Origin of the sequence: Pontibacter diazotrophicus (genome assembly GCF_003367245.1) — a bacterium.
Classification (GTDB): Bacteria; Bacteroidota; Bacteroidia; order Cytophagales; family Hymenobacteraceae; genus Pontibacter; species Pontibacter diazotrophicus.
In genome coordinates, this window is the sequence record NZ_QRGR01000009.1 from 66,708 (window position 1) to 86,275 (window position 19,568).

Annotated in this window: 13 protein-coding genes; 6 read left to right on the forward strand and 7 right to left on the reverse strand. The window is 50.5% G+C overall.

What is annotated here, in order from left to right:
- Positions 1 to 236: 236 nt before the first annotated feature.
- From DXT99_RS09615 to DXT99_RS09645, 7 genes are all read right to left on the reverse strand, one after another.
- Positions 237 to 1,181 (reverse strand): pectinesterase family protein, encoded by a 945-nt coding sequence (locus DXT99_RS09615; protein WP_115565332.1) that lies wholly within the window; start codon positions 1,179 to 1,181, stop codon positions 237 to 239.
- On the reverse strand, positions 1,178 to 2,599 hold the full coding sequence (locus DXT99_RS09620) for a pectate lyase family protein (protein WP_115565333.1): 1,422 nt from the start codon (positions 2,597 to 2,599) through the stop codon (positions 1,178 to 1,180). The genes DXT99_RS09615 and DXT99_RS09620 overlap by 4 nt, the downstream gene beginning before the upstream one ends.
- A 41-nt stretch (positions 2,600 to 2,640) precedes the next feature.
- On the reverse strand, positions 2,641 to 3,924 hold the full coding sequence (locus DXT99_RS09625) for a DUF4861 domain-containing protein (protein WP_115565459.1): 1,284 nt from the start codon (positions 3,922 to 3,924) through the stop codon (positions 2,641 to 2,643).
- Between the two features lie 134 nt (positions 3,925 to 4,058).
- Positions 4,059 to 5,552 (reverse strand): pectate lyase, encoded by a 1,494-nt coding sequence (locus DXT99_RS09630; protein ID WP_115565334.1) that lies wholly within the window; start codon positions 5,550 to 5,552, stop codon positions 4,059 to 4,061.
- Between the two features lie 66 nt (positions 5,553 to 5,618).
- The gene (locus tag DXT99_RS09635; protein ID WP_115565335.1) at positions 5,619 to 7,214 is read right to left on the reverse strand and encodes a DUF5123 domain-containing protein; all 1,596 of its coding nucleotides are present in this window, start codon (positions 7,212 to 7,214) and stop codon (positions 5,619 to 5,621) included.
- A 37-nt stretch (positions 7,215 to 7,251) separates the two neighbouring features.
- Positions 7,252 to 9,063 (reverse strand): RagB/SusD family nutrient uptake outer membrane protein, encoded by a 1,812-nt coding sequence (locus DXT99_RS09640; RefSeq protein WP_115565336.1) that lies wholly within the window; start codon positions 9,061 to 9,063, stop codon positions 7,252 to 7,254.
- Between the two features lie 18 nt (positions 9,064 to 9,081).
- A complete protein-coding gene (locus tag DXT99_RS09645) occupies positions 9,082 to 12,330 on the reverse strand; it encodes a SusC/RagA family TonB-linked outer membrane protein (protein WP_115565337.1) in 3,249 nt (1,082 codons plus the stop codon).
- Between the two features lie 487 nt (positions 12,331 to 12,817).
- Between DXT99_RS09645 and kduI the strand changes: the two genes are divergently transcribed.
- The 6 genes from kduI (at position 12,818) to DXT99_RS09675 (ending at position 19,542) form a co-directional block, all read left to right on the forward strand.
- On the forward strand, positions 12,818 to 13,657 hold the full coding sequence (gene kduI, locus DXT99_RS09650) for a 5-dehydro-4-deoxy-D-glucuronate isomerase (protein ID WP_115565338.1): 840 nt from the start codon (positions 12,818 to 12,820) through the stop codon (positions 13,655 to 13,657).
- Between the two features lie 5 nt (positions 13,658 to 13,662).
- Positions 13,663 to 14,448, forward strand: a complete 786-nt coding sequence (locus DXT99_RS09655; RefSeq protein WP_115565339.1) for a gluconate 5-dehydrogenase — start codon at positions 13,663 to 13,665, stop codon at positions 14,446 to 14,448.
- Positions 14,449 to 14,485: 37 nt separating this feature from the next.
- Complete coding sequence (locus DXT99_RS09660; protein WP_115565340.1) at positions 14,486 to 15,517, forward strand: LacI family DNA-binding transcriptional regulator; 1,032 nt, start codon at positions 14,486 to 14,488, stop codon at positions 15,515 to 15,517.
- Between the two features lie 127 nt (positions 15,518 to 15,644).
- Positions 15,645 to 17,078, forward strand: a complete 1,434-nt coding sequence (locus DXT99_RS09665; RefSeq protein ID WP_115565460.1) for a tagaturonate reductase — start codon at positions 15,645 to 15,647, stop codon at positions 17,076 to 17,078.
- Positions 17,079 to 17,126: 48 nt separating this feature from the next.
- Positions 17,127 to 18,527, forward strand: coding sequence for a glucuronate isomerase (gene uxaC, locus DXT99_RS09670; RefSeq protein ID WP_115565341.1), 1,401 nt, complete (start codon positions 17,127 to 17,129; stop codon positions 18,525 to 18,527).
- Position 18,528: 1 nt separating this feature from the next.
- A complete protein-coding gene (locus DXT99_RS09675) occupies positions 18,529 to 19,542 on the forward strand; it encodes a sugar kinase (protein WP_115565342.1) in 1,014 nt (337 codons plus the stop codon).
- The last annotated feature ends 26 nt before the right edge of the window (positions 19,543 to 19,568 follow it).

The following is a 19,568-nucleotide window of genomic DNA, read 5'->3' on the forward strand; positions in this document are numbered from 1 at the left end:
TATGAATAATATTTATTTGGTTCTTCTATTCTATGTAAGCTAATCCAGTTCTGCTATTGTGGCACTTGCAACCTGTTACACTGCTTTACCCTTTTTATGTCACGGACAAGTGTGCAATCCTTTTCCCAGCCTTATCTTAATATCCTGCACTTTTATTGATGTACAGACACTTATTAGAGATGCTTTTATGAGCAATCGATTGCACAATATAAGAAAAAAATTATTCAATTAATCACTCACTCACCATTTATCTTCCACCCATCACACCCGGATAACACCTGTTCAGCCTTATATCGCTCCGCTTCGCGCGCTGTTAACTGCTTTGACCACGCCACTCTTGCTTTTGGCGCAGCACCCGGGCCTTTGGAATTAAACTCCGCATATAGGGTAGTTTTCTCCGCCTCCGGCTTATTCCAGTTATGCCAGCCCTCCGGCCGGATATGGTCGCCAAGGGTGGTGTTGATAAATACTGTTTTGGCATATGCTCTCCAGGGACGGCCCAGGTATACTTTGGGAGCTTCGTCAGAAGCGGTGATGGTGCAATTCAGAAAAACAAACCCATACTCCTGGCCCTGGGGTGTAGAGGCCGCCGTGATGTAAGAGTTCTTTTTACAATGGATGGTACAGTTCTCGAATACAACCGTGGCGGGCCCGAAAATAAAGTCCGTGGTGCCTTCTATATAACAGTCTTTGTAGTACTGCCGGCTATTGTTTACACCGGCATACAGCGTGTCCTGATCCCCAATGATGCGGCAGTTCTCGAACACGCAGCGGTCAGCCTCCACGTGCAGTGCCACCGCCTGCCCCACCGGTCCCGCTACATTCTCAAAGGTGATGTTCTTTGCCCGGAAATCGTTCCCCTGCACCAGTACCGTATAGGAGGTGAAGGTATTGATATCGCCTTTGCCGGAATAGTCACCCCAACGGATAATCGTGTTCTCTTTGCTTTCGCCGATTAGGGAAATACTTGTTTTCCAGGAGTGTACCACAAGTTTCTCGCGGTACACGCCATTCCGGATGAATATCTCCACACGCTCTAACGGGAAAGCACGTACAGCATCCACGGCTTCCTGTATACTAGTATAGTCGCCGCTGCCGTCCAGGGCTACCACCAGCCGCTGCTGTTGTGCCTGAGCAGCAAGAACACTCAGAAAAAAAAGCAGGGTGGTTAATAGCTTCATATCTTCTCTTTTTTGTTGACTAACCCGTTCAGGTATACTTCGATGTTGGTGTACTGCTTGTCTAAAGTATAGGCAGCGGCATCGGCAGCGTCGGCTGGGTTCAGCTTCTGCTTCTTTTCCCACTCGTCCGGCATACCGTCCTGGTCTCTATCGGCGGGGGCAGTTCCTGCATTCAGTTTCGGCCACCCACCCACATCCTGCTGCGAGTCGATGATGCCGTTCTTGTTTTTACCGCTTGCCGGGTTGTTCTGCCGCACTTCCCGCAAAACACGCTCGTCCACCTTGTCTCGTTTATGGCTTGCCCCGGCGTTTGCCAGCACCAACTCATAGGCTTCTTTTGCAGCCTGTTCGCGTACTGCAGCTGTCTCAAAGGGGTTCGCAACCAGCGCCGAATCAGGATGGTCCAAACTTACCCCTAGGGCATTGTACTGCGTCACCTCCGGGTTTCCCTCCATTACATTCCCATTCATATAGAACTGCCCGTAAGGCGCATATGGCTCCAGCAGCCTGTCTTTCTTTGATTTTGGTGTGGCAGGTCCTGGTTTATAGTAGTTGTTCACCATGTTGTAGCGCCCTTTTTCACCGCCATACACACTGTTCCCGCCCCAGTTATAAATGACGTTGTTGCGGAAGTCCACTAATTCGTCCGGGGAGTTTGCTGTTGTCTTGGAACCGCTAAAGCGTGGCATACGACTCATATGGTTCGCTATCAGGTTATGGTGGAACGAGGCGCCTACACCGCCCCATATACCACCGTAGCCATGGTCTCCTTTCGCGTGCACCGATTGGTTCAGGCTCTCTGAGAGAATGCACCACTGCAGAGTAAAATTCTTGTTGTCGTAAAAAGAACCGCTTTCGTCTGTGGCCCAACCCATAGAGCAGTGGTCGACGATGATGTTGCTCTTGCCCTTGTTTGCTCCCAGCGCATCGGCCTGTACGCCTGCTACATCGCCCATCCTAAAGCGCATGTAGCGTATGATGACGTTATCCGCTTTTATGTTCATGGGGTAATAGCGCAGTGTGATTCCGTCTCCGGGTGCTGACTGCCCCGCAAGGGTAATATCGCTGTTGTTGATGTCCAGGGGTGACTTTAAATCAATGTAGCCCGACACGGCAAAAACAACTATACGCGGGCCTTTTTTCCGGATGGCTTCGCGTAAGCTACCGGGACCTTCATCGTTCAGGTTCGTGATCACGACCACTTGTCCGCCGCGCCCGCCTGTGGTGTACTTCCCAAAGCCTTCGGCTCCCGGAAATGCCAGTGCTTGTGCTGCTTCCGGTTCCTGCTTCACTGCCACGGTTGTTGGCTCCGCTGCCGTAGTGGTACTGGCCGTTTGCTGGGAACAGGCGGCTGTGCCTGCCAGTTGCAGCCCCAGGCAAAACGTGATGATTCGGGTAAGGGTATTCTTTTTATGCATTCTGTTTTTATGTGATTCAAGTTCAGCACGCAACGTATGGTTTACATCTTTGGCTTGGAGGTGAACTGTACCTGCACCGGGTTTTCGAGTTCCTGTGCTGTTTTATTCAGGTATTTAATAAAATCTGTCTTTGTTTTTATTCCCTCCGGCTCCAGCTCCCAGGCTGCCAGAAAGTAATACTCCACCTTGTTACCGGAAGGCTTTAGCTGTACCACATGGCTGAGCTCATCTTCTGTAATCTCCAACAGGTCTTTCATGCGGAACAGCACGGCAATCCCCAGGTTATCCCCTTCGCCGTTCAGGCTTTGTTTGCCATAGGTGGCTATATAGCCCCAGTGCTGCGCTTTACCTGTTCTGGTCGTGAAATTGGCCCGCTTGTCTTTAATCAGACCTGTGCTCAGATTCTGCGGCGTGCCTCCTTTTACTTCTACCTGGTGGTGCGTCAGGCGGCTGCCGGCAGGTATGCTCAGATGGGAGGTTACATCCAGCTTCATGCCTGCTATGTTCCATCCATAGTAGTTCGTGCGGATAGAGGAATACACGTTGCCGTTTTCAGTGATGACGCTGATCATGCTGTCGGTTTCGGCCATGCGCTTTGCCTGTCCCTCGTGGAACATGGCCAGCGTACCAACACCCAGTGATTTGCCTACCTTCAGCACGTCCATGCCCCAAGGCTGCTCGTCGTGGTAAGAGTCGAAGCCGTCCTGCCCCACCTGCTGCAGCACCATGTCTTTTGTTTTCTTTCCGAACACATCGGTGCCGTTGCGCCAGTCGAGGTAAAACCGGTAGCCTACTTTGTCTGATTCCCAGCCGGGCCCTTCGTAGCGGATAAAATAAGAGTGGTCAGTATGCTCGTCCGGCACCCGAAGCGAATCCACGTTCTGGAAAGATCCGCCTATATATTTTCGGTTCTGGAATTCGCCGCCCACTTTATGAGAGACCTCCGCCTGTGTGCGCTTGGTATAGTTGCGGGGGGCAGCGCCTGTTTCGTTATAGCGGATGGTCAGGTTGCGGGAGGCTTTGGGTCCCAACCGGTCGAGTACCACCACGATGCCCCTGTTCTCACTGTCTTTCGTATTATACTGGCTGGGAATTTCTTTAGTACCGTCTAGCACCACGAACGCCTTTGGGTTAAAAGCAGCGGCATGTTTTTTTATATCGTCGCCTTCTACCAATACCATCACATCGTCCCGCTGCTGATCCAGTGGGTTAGTTACTGTGATAGTGAAGGACTTCGGAAACTCCTTTTTCAGGTTTTGCGCCAATACGCTTCCTGCGCTTAGCAGCGAAAGCACTATCAAACCGAATGTTACCCTAACGTTCATGTTCCTTTGTTTAAAGTATTTATTCAATAGCAGCGGTACCTGTTCAGACACTTGCAGGAGCTGCGCACGCTGCGAAGTCTTTTTACACGGCCAGGCAGGATTCTGCAAAAAGCAAACTTATCCCCTGAACAACACTATTTCACCTGGGCTTCTATGATGTCCTTTACCAGGCTGTTGATGTATACTTCAATGTTATCGTAGGCGGTGCTTAGGCTTTTACCGTTTGCATTAGCTTTCGCCGGGTCTAACTTGTGCTCTTTTTCCCAGTCGTCCGGCATGCCGTCGTTGTCAGTATCCAGTGGCGCAGCTACAGATGCCAGTTCCGGCCACCCTCCCACATCACTTTGGCTGTCGATAATGCCTTTGTCACTACCGTTAGAGCCTGACGCGGTAAAAGACCCGTCGCGGACATTCGCCACCACCCGGGTGTCTACGGCATCCCGTTTCAGGGAAGCCCCGCCATACTCCAGCACCCGCTGGTAGGCCTCATCTGCGGTGTGGGTGGTGACATTATTTTGAATAGGATGCGGTTCAGAAAGCTTCATAGCTGCTTTGTCGGCTTCCGAAACTGTTCCGTAGCTGCCATGAAACTGGTTAAAGACGCCATAGGTCCAGTTGTCATTGGTTGCCCTGGTGCTGCCTTCTACATAGTTTCCGTTGATGTAGAATTTACCCCACATGTCGTATACCTCTGTGCCGCTGTTCTTATTTTTATCGATGGACAGGATGCGTTCTTTTTTGGTGGTTACAGGGCCCGGCTTGTAGTAATTGTTCACCATGTTCACATTCATGGCCTCCCCACCGTAAGCACTGTTGTTGCCCCAGTTGTAAATCACGTTGTTTCTTAAGTCTACCAGGTCTGTTAAGGCAAAGGCTTTACCGGCTTCCTCGCCCAGCCTCGGGTTCCGGCTGTCGTGGTGCGCCAACAGGTTGTGGTGGAACGAGGCATTCTTCCCGCCCCAGATACCGCCATACCCATGTGCCCCCTTGGCGTGCGCAGAGTTCCGGAGGCTCTCCGAAATGATGCTCCACTGCAAGGTAAAATTCTCGTTGGCGTAGAACGAAACGCATTCGTCTGTAGACCAGCTCATGGAGCAATGGTCCACGATGATGTTCTTATGGAACCGCCCGCCGAGGGCATCCGCCTCCTGCTGTGCTTCGTCGCCCATCCGGAAACGCATAAAGCGAATGATGACGTTATCGGCGTTTACATTAACAGGGTAATTTTTGAGTGTAATACCGTCTCCGGGAGCTGTTTGCCCGGCAATCGTAATGTCACTGTTATTGATGTTCAGGTTCGACTTTAAGGCCATGGTACCTGATACTTCAAAAATGATGATGCGGGCACCTGTTGCAGTAATGGCTGCCCGTAAACTTCCTTCTCCGGAATCGTTCAGGTTCGTTACCTTTAGCACCTTTCCTCCACGGCCACCAGTGGCATCTTTCCCAAAGCCCTCTGCCCCCGGGAAAGCCAGTGCAGCCTCGCTTACAGGCGTCGGACCATCTTCCGCCACAGGCTCTTTTACTACCGGTGCAGGCTCGTCCTGCTTGCTTTTACAATTTGCCAGAGTAAAAGAGAGCGCTGTACTTATGACAAGGAAACCGTATTTAAATTTAGGAGAGGGCATATCTGTAGAAAGATTAAAATAGCATGGTGCAGTTTTAAGGCTGCACCATGCTAAAGTATGATTTGATTACGGTCTCCAGCGCGGGTCACCGGTGTTGCTTGCTCCATCAAAGTTCGTGTCTTTGATAGTGAAGTTCCCGTTTTCCGGGTCAGTGAATAAATCAAAGGAAGTACCACTGTAGGATGACAGCCCCGGTATCTCATTAGAGGTTGCCACGTAATCAGAGGTGGCATAGGTGCTGCTCGACTCTATCAGGGTGCCGCTGCCGGCCCGGATTCCTCTCACTTCCCTGCTGCCTCCTGAATTTTTACCCCTGCCGATGAGGGTGTTTCGCACAATGATACCATCCGCCACATCATTGGAGTTATAGTCGATCAGATAGCGGCCTCCTTCCGGTGCCTCACTGAACGTGGTGTTCTCGATGACAATGGACTGTGAGCCTGCTTTGCTTGTCATTACCCGCTCAATTTTGTAAAAGGTGCTGTTGCTGAAAAGGATGTGATTTACGTTGGCACCGGCGTTGTCAATCGTCAGTACCCCATAATTGGCCACACTGTCTATCACGCTGTTGACCACTGCAAACTCATCTATGTTAATGCCTGCAGACTGTAACCGGACAATGCCCCGGAATATCTCGGCATGCACTGCATCAAACTTAAGCATGCCGATGTCACTGGCTTTGTTTATGTTAAACACATATTTCCCGCCGTAGTCACTGCTTCGCATCACCACATTCCGGAATACCAGCGAATCAATCTCACTGCCTTCTTCAATGTTAAAATTGCTGGTAAAGTAGATAGTCGCTAATTGAGGGTCCAGTGTATTCTCGCTTACAATCGTAACCGACCGGTCCAGGTTTGTGGTCGAGGAGATTTCGTAGGTCATGCCCCGCTTCAATACCACCGTGCTCCCGGATTCGATCTGAGACAGCGTATCCATCAGGACCGATGGCCTGTCTGTGATACCTGTCAGGTCGATCACAGCGTCGCCTACCAACGTCTCTTTGGTTGTGAACGTGGTAATGCCCTTCGACTGGGTGCCCTGGAATATCTCAGCGGTATAAACAGTGGTTGGCGTCAGGCCTTCCACCCGCATCCTTCTTTCTGCTATATCGGCTTCGGTAAGTGCCACCTCTATCGGCTCGCCAACCTCCGGCGTCAGCACGATGCGTGTCAGGCCGGGCTCCTCTCTCCAACGGAGCACAACAGCCACATCAATCACATCAGCATCCTGCAAAGGCGCGAAAATCTGCTCTCCGCTTATCCTGAAGCTGTTGCTCACCACCCAGTTCGACTCCGGCCTGTCACCTAAGGCATTCGCCTTTACGCGGGCAAAGTAGTCTTGCCTTACCTGCAGCTGCTCATCCGTGAATACAACGCCGGCGGTATCTGTCTGCACAGATAAAATAACAGGTGTCTGGAACAAGGTGTCTTCTGCTACCTCCACCGTATAGGTTACGCCGTCGGTGGCGGTGGTGTACAGCGATCGGTTCCAGGTCAGCTTCACTTGTGTCTCGCTGCTCAGGGCCCTGAACCCGGCAGTGGGCGTAAACATGCGCATCGGCTCCAGTTCATCCAGCTCTTCCTTACAGGCAACCGCCAGTACCATGAGCAGCATCATCGGAATCAGTCTGTTTGATATCTTATTTAGAAATTTTTTCATGTCTTGCTATTTTATGATTCATGATCCGATATAGAACTTAGTATCCGTAGTCCTGTGTCAGGTTGTAGTTCTGGTTCAGCACACCGGAGTAAATCGGGAACAATTCAGATTTGTTTGGCTCGAAGGCTACCGCATACTGCGCCACATAGTCCGCGTTTACAGCGGCTCTCCAGTTCTTCCGGGTATAGCCTGCCGGTGTGGAGGCCGGCGCCGGCGTATACATTGCCCCGGCAACAGAGCCACCAAATAAATCAAACGTCGCCATCTCTGCAGACACATCCGGTGCATTGTTAAACCTGGTCGGGATGGTATATACATATTGCGGCACATTGGCATAGCGACCTTCCCCGTTCATGAAGTCAGTTAACTTGGCACGGGTTTCGTTTATCGTTTGCTCAAGTAAATTCCAGCGAATCAGGTCGTACTTGCGGATGCCTTCTCCCCCGAACTCGAGGAAACGTTCCTGCCTGACAGCCTCCAAAAACTCGGTTTGGCCTGTCGGAGTGGTTCCCATTCTTTCTTCATAACCAGTATAGGCTCTGCTTCTCACTGCTTCGTAAGCCGCAACAGCCTCTGCCGATGGTGCTCCGTTCAGCTCATTATCAGCTTCGGCAAACATCAGCAGCACATCGGCGTAACGCAGGATCGGCCAGTTAATACCCAGGTTCTGATTGGTGCCGGCAATACTGGTCCAGTACTTTCTGAATTTACCATCCCGCATCACATTGGCTGACACGAGTTCCTTGTTGTCGTCTTTGTTGATGGTAAAGTAAGCAAGGGTTACGTCTCTTCTGGAGTCGCCAAGAGAGTCGAACTCATAGAAGTAGGTTGGTATGGCTTCCAACTGCCCGTTTGCAGCGCCATAAACTGAGTTGCGGTCTATCCTGATCCCATTGCTGTAGCCTAATTTACTGTCGGTTCTGGAGTTACCGCCGAATGCCCCCACCTGAAAGATATGCTCATTTGTAGGGTCTCCGCCGGCTGTGTGCAGGCTTCTGAAAACCTGCTCAAACTCCGGGTTCAGGCTATGCTGGCCACTTTGTATGATGTCGAGGGTTTCGTTTCTGGCAATCTGGTAGTGGTCTCTGTAGTCACTGCGGCGCTCCATTACGCCAGACTCTCTTCTAAGCGAATAGCCGCCGCGTGCCAGGGCAATGCGGGCGCGCAGGCCCTTCACAGCAGACTTGGTGATGCGGGTGCTGGGGTCACCGGATTCAGATCTCCAGGGCACCAGATCAGAAGCGATTTGCAGGTCTACCAACAGGCGGTCATAAATTTCATCCCGGTCTGTTTTAGGCAGGTAGAGGTCCGGGATGTCGGCCGATGGTTCGAACTGCGCCGGCACATCACCCCAGTTGCGGATAAGCTCGTGGTAGAAGATAGCCCGAAGTGTCAGCGCCTCTCCGTACATCTTGCGCATGGCAGCCTGCTCGGCCTCCGTTCCGTTTTCATACAACGGAGACAAGGGGATATACTTAATGGCGATATTAGCCCTTTCGATACCTGCGTACATCTCCAGAAAAGGCCTGTAGATTTCCGAGTTGTCCGGGTGCACCCCAAAGCCTGAAATACCCCTGCGGTCCAAAGGGTTGTATGCGCCACCCACTATAAAATCGTCGCCGGCATTCGGGTAAAGCGTGGAAACACGGCTGCCGTAGCCATTGTCTCCCATCAGTTTGTTATATATACCGGTTATGGCAGAACTTGTATAGCCGACACTGTTGAATACTGCTTCCTGCGATACAGTAGACGGGTTCTCCACGTCAAGGTAACTTTCACATGAAGAGAAGGTAAGCAGACCTCCCATGGCCAGGGACACCAACAGGGGCTTTATATATTTCTTTTTCATCTCGATTTGATTTAAAATTTAGAAAGTAACATTTACACCACCGAGTATGTAGCGGCTGCGCGGATAGGCGGCATAATCTACACTAGGTGTAAGCGAACTGGCTCTTCTTGTATTGGCCTCCGGATCATAGCCTGTGTAACCTGTAATGGTCGCCAGGTTGTTAACAGTGGCATACACTCTGAATTTAGATATAAAGCCTGTTCGCTGCAGCAGGCTTTCAGGAAGAGAGTAGCCCAGTGTCAGGTTGCTGATGCGCAGGAAAGAGCCGTCTTCGATGCCGAAAGAGTGCAGGAAGTACTGCCCGCCAGCCGGTGTCCAGTATTTTGTGTTCTCGTTCATGGCAGCCAGCTGCTCCGGGTCCGTCACCAGCTCACCGTTGTCGTTGTACCACTGCCATCTATCATTCATCAACGACAGCATGTTATTGTCGCGGTACAGGTACTGCGTTGTGAACTCCAGCTTGTTGGCGTTATACACTTTGTTGCCGTAAGAGAAGTTCATGAACAGGCTCATGTCAAAACCTTTGTAGGTAAACTGCTGGTTAAAACCACCGATGAACTTTGGCTGCGCGTTGCCCAGCACCGTTCTGTCCTCCGTTGTAATCAGGTCACCCTCTGAATCGGAAAGCTTCGCCAGTTTCAGGTCGCCTGGCTGTGGTTCGCGGTTACCCAACGCTACAGCGCGGCTGTCCGGCACGCCTTCTTTAAGTGTATAAGTTCCGGCGGCGGCGTCATAGTTAAAGTCATCCAGGGTATAGAAACCATCTGTCACGTAACCAAAGAACTGGCCTATCGGCTGCCCAACTGCCACCTGGAAATCCTGGTAGGTGGCGCTCACCCATCCAGATTCCACCAGGTAAGACTCAATTAGATTGCCTTCCGTATCCACACCTAAGTTCACTACTTTATTTCTGTTAAAGCCAATGTTGAAGTTTGACGTCCAGGTAAAGGATCCGTTGTCTATAACCACACCGTCGAGCTGCACTTCCAGGCCTTTGTTTTCGGTTTCCCCGATGTTCTGGAACTGGGTGCTGTAACCGCTTGTCTGCGGAATTGTAACAGGCAGCAACAGGTCTCTTGTATTGTTCATGTAAACGTCAACTGAGGCATTCACCCTGTTGTTGAAGAGCGAGATATCCAATCCAAGGTTTCTGGAAAGCGTTGTTTCCCACTTCAGGTTTGGGTTAGCCAGTTGGTTGGCAGCAAAACCAGGTGTAATCGCCTCAGAATAGGCATAGCCGTCGTTGCCGGAGGAGGTAAACATTGTCTTCCAGAGGTCTAAGCCCACCCTGTTATTCCCAACCTCACCCATGCTCACTCTCACTTTCAGGTCCGAAAGCCAGTCTCTTGTGCCCTCCATGAAGTTTTCTTCAGCAATATGCCACGCTAGGGAAGCAGATGGGAAGTAACCTACCCGGTTTTCAGGGGAAAACAGGGACGAAGCGTCGCGACGCACGTTGAAAACAGCACGGTATCTATCCCCAAAATTGTAGGTCAGGCGTCCGAAGTAAGAGAAAAGCCTTTCTTCGAACTGGTCTGTTGTGGGGGCATCCTGAATGAGGCCTGCAGGAGGAGTTGCCTTTTGTATACCGGCAAAGGCCTGCTCAGGGGTAATGTCTACAGGCAGCCACTTGGTGATAATGTTCCTGTTTTCTGATTCCCGTTGCCATATCTCCTGCCCGATGAGGGCATCAAAATGGTGGTCGTCGCCTACATTTAAGCGGTAGTTAAGGGTGTTTGAATTTGTCAGCGACAATGACTCCCCCGCCAGTAGCTGCACAACCGGCATATCGGCGTTCTGCCTGGCAATGCTGGTAGCAGTTCCGTTAAAGTTATTTCTGTCGCGGCTGGTAGTGGCAATACCAATCACGCTTCTGAAGGTAAGGTCTTTGATGATGTCGTAACTAAACCATCCGTTCAGGAGGAGGTCATTGCGGTAGTCGTACCGCAGTTCCTGGTTAGCCAGCAGCACCGGGCTGGTAAGATTGGTCAGGTTGGCAAACTCAGGGTCGAACTCATCTACCTGGCTCTCCATTCCCGGCGCCACAAAGGGCCTGAATCGCACCGCGTTCCGCAGCCTGTTCGTGCTTTGTGTCCCTGTGTTGGAAGTTCCCACACCCTCTACTGTCTGGCGGCTGTACCGGGTATTCAAGCCAAATTTCAAGCGGTCAGAAACCCTGTGGTCGAATTTAAAGGAGGCCAGGGTTCTCTGAAAGCCAGAGTTAAGCATAATGCCTTCTTCATCGGTGTGGTTGAGGGTGAAGTTAAAGGAGGTGGTTTTGGAACCGCCTGTTACCCCTAATATATGCGTCTGGCTTGTGGCGTCACGCCCGAAAACATCCTCCTGCCAGTCAGCAAAAGGCATGTTGCGGTAAATGTCGATGTCTTCGTAAAAGCCATAGCGATCTATGAAAGAGTTACGCGTCTCTTCATTTGTGTTATAGTTGTATATCTGGTGCTGATACTTCACATAATCGTAAGGGTTCATCACATCCAGTTTATTTACAATGCTGCGCACACCGGCAAAGCCATTATAAGTTACCTGCGTTGGCATTTCCACACCACCCTTAGTGGTAATAACTACCACGCCGTTAGCGCCCCGCGCACCGTAAATAGCGGTGGAGGCAGCATCTTTCAGCACGTCAATTGACTGAATTTCCTGCGGCGAAAGAAAGGAAAGGGCATTCTCTACCTGAATACCATCCACTATATAAAGCGGCGCGTTATCCTGCGTAATAGAGCCTCCGCCACGCACCCGTATCTGTATTTCAGCGCCCGGCTGTCCCTCAGAAGTTGTCACCTGCACACCTGCCAGCCTGCCTGCAAGGGCTTCAGCGGCGGTGCTCACTGGAATATCCGCTATCTGCCTGGCATTAACTGAAGAAACAGAACCCGTAAGTTCTTTCCTGGTAACAGTCTGGTAACCGATTACCACCACCTCCTCTAGTGCCTTCTGGTCAGGGGCCATGGAGACATTGATTGTAGAGCGGCCGTTAATGGCCACATCCTGCGGCTGATAACCGATAAAACTAAAGGATAGCGTACCCTCTCCGTCTGGCACCGAAAGCTGGTAATCGCCTTCAGCATCTGTAGGAGCAGCTGTTGACGTCCCTTTCAGCACCACCGTTACACCTGGCAGCCCCTCGCCGTTTTCATCCACTACTCTTCCTGTTACAGGAAGTGTTTGAGCGAGCGCCCCAACAATTGCGGTGAAGACAAAAGCAAGCGTCAGTAAGTACTTCGTCTTCTTGAGTAAAACATGTCGCATAGGAAAATATTAAGTATAAAATGATAAAGTAGATATATAAATACTATGGATTAAAAGTCTTTTTCTATGCGAAGGAGGCGCCATGTCAGCACCCATGTTCCCTGCTACGGCCGGACAACTATTCCTCTTCTCTTCTTCGGGCGGGCAGGCGCTATGCTTACCTCTTATACCCGTTAGTGTCCCTCAAACCGCTGTGCAACCTACTACTAATGATTAATCACTTACTGATAATGATATAATTTGTTGCGCAACCGATTGCATATTAGAAAGATTTTAAATTCTATACAACCTTTCACAAAGAAATATTTTTTAAACCCTTGGCAAATAGGCCTTAAAATATACTGTAACGGCATTTCAGACAATGTTAGCACTTACTCACCTTTTGACAAAAATCAGATATCCGCAGCACAAAACCATAGTAAAATTAGTAATATTTAAAAAAATTAGTAATTTGCGCAAACGGTTACACAAACAACCCCCTAGAACTATGAGCATTTCTTATTCTATCAGGCACGCCACTCACCCCAACGACAGCAAAAGCTATGACACAGCCAAACTGCGTGAGACCTTTCTAATAGAAAACCTTTTTCAGGAAAACACTATTCAGGCAGTTTACACCATGCATGACCGCCTGATTGTAGGCGGTGCACAACCGGTAGAGCAGCCTTTAAAGCTGGAGACTCTCCCGACACTTCGTTCGGAGCATTTCCTGGACAGAAGGGAACTTGGCATCATCAATATAGGAGCCGAAAGTACGGTGTCGGTAGACGGCGACGTAATCACGCTTGCCAATAAGGAAGCGCTGTACGTTGGCAAAGGTGTAAAGGAAGTGGTGTTTCATCCGGCAGCTTCGGGTAAAACGCTCTTTTACTTTAACTCGGCACCGGCACACCACGCCTACCCTACCAAGAAAGTTTCGCTTGACGAGGCGGAGACAGTGGAGATGGGTTCTCTCGAAAACTCCAACCACCGCCTTATAAGGAAATTACTTATCAATTCTGTTGTGGAAACCTGCCAGCTGCAGATGGGCCTGACAGAACTACAGAAAGGAAGCGTGTGGAACACCATGCCGGCGCACACCCACGACAGGAGAATGGAAGCCTACCTGTACTTTGACCTGCCGGAAGACCAGGTGGTGTCGCACTTTATGGGAGAGCCACAGGAAACACGCCACCTGTTCGTTAAAAACAACCAAGCGGTCATCTCTCCGCCCTGGTCTATCCACAGCGGTGCCGGCACCTACAACTACTCCTTTATATGGGGAATGGCCGGTGAAAACCTGGACTACAACGACATGGACAAAGTGCAACCAGTGGATTTAAAGTAAAGCGTATGAAAAATTTATTTGATTTAACAGGACAGGTTGCCCTGATAACCGGCGCCACGCACGGCCTGGGAATGGCCATGGCCAAAGGGCTCGGCAAAGCAGGCGCCACACTGGTGATAAACGGCAACACGCCTGCCAAAATGGAAAAGGCGCTCGAAAACTACAGGCAAGAGGGCTATACCGTGCACGGCTACCTTTTCGACGTGACAGATGAGGCACAGGCTGCAGAGAATATCGCTCAGATAGAGCAGCAGATAGGCCCTATTGATATTCTGGTGAACAATGCCGGTATGATAAAAAGAGTGCCCGCCCTGGAAATGGAAGTGGCGGAATTCCGTAAAGTGTTAGACGTTGATGTGACAGGCCCGTTTATTATGAGTAAGCATGTGGCCCGCCACATGGTTGAACGAAGAAGGGGCAAGATTATAAACATCTGCTCTATGATGAGCGAACTGGGCCGCGACACGGTTTCGGCTTATGCGGCGGCTAAAGGCGGCTTAAAGATGCTGACGCGCAACCTGGCTACGGAGTGGGCAAAATACAACGTACAGGTAAACGGCATAGGCCCCGGTTACTTTGCAACAGATCAGACCGCTCCCATACGGGTAGACGGCCACCCTTTCAATGAGTTCATTATCAACCGCACACCGGCGGGCCGCTGGGGCGACCCGGATGACCTGGAGGGAACCGCTATTTTCCTGGCAAGCAAGGCAAGCAACTTTGTGAACGGGCAGATCATATATGTGGATGGCGGCATACTGGCCACCATCGGGAAGCCCAGCAATGAGTAACAGCGAAGGCCCGGCGGCTCATTTATAAGTTAGGGAAATGGAAAATAAAACAAAAGTAACCATTCATGACATCGCAGAGAAGCTTAACATAACGGCTTCTACCGTATCGCGTGCCCTGAATAATAACCCAAGAATAAGTGAATTGACGAGAAAGGCAGTCCTGAAGACGGCCAAGCAGCTAAACTATCAGCCAAATCATATTGCCGCCGCCCTGCGCCACGGCAAAAGCCACATCATTGGCATTATAGTGCCAACCGCCGACAGAGCCTTCTTTTCCTCTGTGGTGAGAGGCATCGAGGACATGGCTAATAACCTGAACTACAAGGTGATTATCTGCCAGTCGTACGACAACTACGAAAAGGAAATACAGACCATTGATGCGCTGCTCAGCGCCCGCGTGGATGGCATTATTGCTTCCATTGGCAAGAACACCGAAAATTTCGACCACTTTAAGCGAATACAGGCAGAAGGAATCCCGCTGGTGCTGTTCGACCGCACCACCGATGCCCTGGAGGTGAGCCAGGTCATGATAGACGATTACCTGGGTGCCTACAAAGTGGTGGAGCATTTGATACAGCAGGGTTGCCGCCGCATTGCCCACTTCACCAGCCCTAAGAAAGTCAGTATCTTTAAAGAGCGCCTGCGAGGCTATAGTGATGCCCTCAGCGATTACGGTATTCCCTATGATGAGGAACTTGTAGTGCAAAGTAATCTACAGCTGGTTGATGGAAGGGAAAGCATGGAAAAGCTACTGAAGCTAAAGGAAAGGCCTGATGGTGTTTTTTCAGCCAGTGATTACGGTGCCATGGGTGCCATGCAGGTGCTGAAGGAGAACAAATTCAAGATTCCGCAGGAAGTAGCCCTGGCGGGGTTCAGTAATGACCCGTTCACTTCCTTCACCGATCCGGCACTCACAACAGTAGACCAGTTTAGCATGACCATGGGTAAAAAAACAGCTGAAATTTTCTTCGAACAGCTGAAGTCTGGAAACAAGGAGGCTGTCCCACAAAAAATCGTGCTGAAGCCTGAGCTAATCATCCGGGAATCATCTATGAAAAGAGGTGCCTGAATTTTACTATTAAGTTCACCTGTAGGTGAAAATATACAGCTTCCTGTCCAAAAGGAGGTATAATATGATCTATGACAGCAGTGGTTTGCCAGATCAAGAAAGCAGCGAACCGCAGAAACCTGAAATTATGAAGCCTTTAAACAGACAAACAGCCGGTATAACAGTCCAGCGGCCGGTAAAAGTACTACAGTACGGCGAAGGCAATTTCCTACGGGGCTTTGTAGACTGGATGATTGATGTACTGAACGAAAAAACAGACTTCAACGGCGCTGTTGACGTGGTGCAGCCAAGAGACCGCCACAGAACAACGATCAAAGCCCTCAAACAGCAGGATGGCCTGTTTCATGTGCTGCTGAACGGCATAAAAGGCGGAAAACCTACCCAGGAGAAGCGACTGATCAGCTGCATTGCCAGCGCCCTGAACCCTTACGATGATTACGCTGCTTACCTGAAGCGTGGCGAAAACCCGGATCTGCAATTCATCTTTTCAAACACCACAGAGGCGGGCATCGCCTATGATGAGAACGATAAGAGTGCCCGCACCATTTCAACCAGCTTTCCGGGTAAACTGACGGCTTTGCTATACCACCGGTTTCAGCACTTTAAGGGAGCACCGGACAAAGGTCTGACTGTAATCCCCACCGAACTGATAGAAAAAAACGGGGAGGCTTTAAAACACATCGTCCTGCAGTACGCCAGTACATGGAACCTTCCTGAAGACTTCAGTAGCTGGGTGAATGATAGCATTATCTTCTGCAATACACTGGTAGACCGTATCGTGCCCGGATACCCGCAGGAAACCATTAAAGAAGTACAGGAGGAGCTTGGGTACGAGGACCAATTAGTGGTAACAGCAGAGCCTTATCACCTTCTGGTGATAGAAGCCCCTGCGTCTGTTAAAAAAGCGCTCCCTACAGAGGAAGCTGGCTTGCAGGTAAAGTTTGTTTCAGACCTTACGCCTTACCGCACCAGCAAAGTGCGCATCCTGAATGGCGCCCATACCACTTTAGTACCCGTTGCTTACCTGCACGGGCTAAGAACAGTGCGTGAAGCAGTAGAGGATGAACACACAGGAAAGTTTATCAGAGAAGCTATATCCGAAGAGATTATTCCAACATTGGATTTGCCAAAGGAGGAGTTAGAGCAGTTTGCGAACGATGTGATTGAGCGGTTCCAGAACCCTTTTATCCGGCACGAGCTTATTGCTATCGCGTTGAATGCTGTCTCTAAGTATAAGGTGCGCGTGCTTCCGTCGGTGCTGGAATACCATAAGCGAACAGGAAAGCTTCCTGAGCGGCTGCTGCACTCCCTGGCTGCCCTTATCCTGTTTTACAAGGGCGAGTGGGCCGGAAAGAACATCCTGCTGAACGATGCGCCGGAGGTACTCAGCTTTTTCAGGGAGACGTGGCTACAGCACGATGCACCGGAGGTAGTGGAGGCAGTCCTTTCCAATACGAACCTTTGGGATACTGACTTAACAAAAATAGAGGGTTTAACAGCCCTGGTTACAGAACAAGTAAAACACCTGCAGCAATCAGAACACACGGTGACTTCTAATTAATTTGTCAGGAATAGCACTTATATTGTCATCTAACAATAAATTACAAATATGTCTTTCTTAGACGATAATTTTCTTCTACAGACAAAAACAGCACAACGCCTATATCATGAGCATGCCAAGGCAATGCCCATTATTGACTACCATTGCCACCTGTCGCCAGAGGCCATTGCTTCCGACAGGAAATTCGACAACCTCACCCAGATATGGTTAGAAGGCGACCACTATAAATGGCGCGCCATGCGCACCAACGGCATACCGGAGCGATATTGCACCGGCGATGCCGACGATTACGCCAAGTTTGAGAAGTGGGCCCAGACGGTTCCTTACACGGTTCGCAACCCCCTGTACCACTGGACGCACATGGAACTGAAAAGACCATTCGGGGTAGAGAAAATTTTGAAGCATGAAACGGCAAGGGAAATCTACAACACCTGCACCGATATGCTGCAGTCAGACGAATACAGTGTCAGAAGCATCCTACACCAGATGAAGGTGGAGGTTATCTGCACCACCGATGACCCGACAGATACGTTAGAGCACCACCAGAAAATAAAGGCCGATGACTTCGGTATCCAGGTGCTGCCCACTTTCAGGTGCGATAAAATACTGGCTATTGAAAGCCCGGATGTTTTCCTGCCATACCTCGAGCAACTCGAAGAATCCTCCGGTGTTTCTATCAGCAACTTTCAGCAACTGCTGGATGCCCTGAAGCAGCGGCATGACTTCTTCCACGAGCAGGGTTGCCGCCTCTCCGACCATGGCCTGAACACCATGTATGCAGCCGACTATACGGATGAGGAGATAAAGAACATCTTTCAAAAGGCCTTGCAGAAACAAACGCTTACAGAGGAGGAAGCGCTGAAGTTTAAATCTGCGATGCTGGTACACATGGCCCTGCTCGACCACTCCAAAAACTGGACACAGCAGTTCCACCTGGGCGCGCTCCGCAACAACAATACCCGCATGATGCGTGAACTAGGCCCGGACACAGGCTTCGACTCCATCGGTGATTTTGGCGTGGCCGAGCCGCTCTCTCGGTTTTTAGACAAACTGGATAATTCAGACCAGCTGGCAAAAACCATTCTGTATAACCTGAACCCAAGCCAGAACGAGCTATTCGCCACCATGATCGGTAACTTCAACGATGGCAGCACACCTGGCAAAATACAGTTTGGCTCGGCCTGGTGGTTCCTCGATCAGAAAGACGGCATGGAGAAGCAGATGAATGCCCTCTCTAACATGGGCCTGCTGAGCCGCTTTGTGGGTATGCTCACTGATTCCAGGAGCTTTTTATCTTACCCTAGGCACGAGTACTTCAGAAGGATATTGTGTAACCTGATTGGCAACGACGTGGAAAACGGCGAATTGCCAGCTAGCGAGATGGAGTGGCTTGGCCAGCTAGTAGAAAACATTTCCTACCACAACGCTAAATCTTACTTCGGTTTCTGATATGAATAAAAAGGTTATCACCTTCGGAGAAATCATGCTCAGGTTATCCACGCCTGACTACGCACGCATCGTACAATCCACACATTTTGATGCCACCTATGGCGGCGGCGAGGCGAATGTGGCGGTATCACTGGCCCAGTTGGGCATCAACGCCGGGCACGTTACCCGCTTTCCGGACAATGAACTGGGCAAGGCTGCCACCAACCTGCTAAGAAAATACGGCGTGGATACGCAGCACATCATCTACGGCGGCGACCGGATCGGCATTTACTTCCTGGAGACAGGTGCCAGTGTGCGGCCCAGCAAAGTAGTGTACGACCGCAGTTACTCTGCTTTTGCGAGCCTGGAGCCGGATATGATTGACTGGGATGAAGTATTTGCCGATGCAGGCTGGTTCCACTGGACAGGCATTACGCCTGCCATCTCTGCCGGTGCCGCAGTCTGCTGCAAAAAGGCCATCGAGGTAGCCAATCAAAAAGGCCTGACCGTTTCTGCCGATATCAATTACAGGAAGAACTTGTGGCAGTACGGCAAAACAGCGTCTGATGTCATGCCCGAATTGATTGAGGGCTGCGACATCATTGTGTCCGGTAAGGGCGATGCCAAAGACATCCTCGGCATCAGGCCACAGGAGTCTGGTGGCAATGAACTTGCCTCTGTGTTCATCCAGATTATGGAGCGCTTCCCGAAAATAAAGAAGATTGTTAACACCACCCGCGGCTCTGTTAGCGCCACGCACAACACCCTTTCCGGTATGCTCTGGGATGGCCAGCAGATGCTGGAGACACAGACATACGACATCAACCCGATCATTGACAGAATAGGTGGCGGAGATGCTTTTATGGCTGGTTTCATTTATGGCCAGCTCGCCTACCAGGACGACCAGAAGGCACTGGATTTCGGCGTAGCCGCATCGGTGCTGAAGCACACTATACAGGAGGATGCGAACCTGGCTACTGTGGAGGAGGTAGAGGCGCTCTTAAACGGCGATACCTCCGGCAGGCTCGTACGGTAGTTTTTATATTTTAAGACGTAACTGAT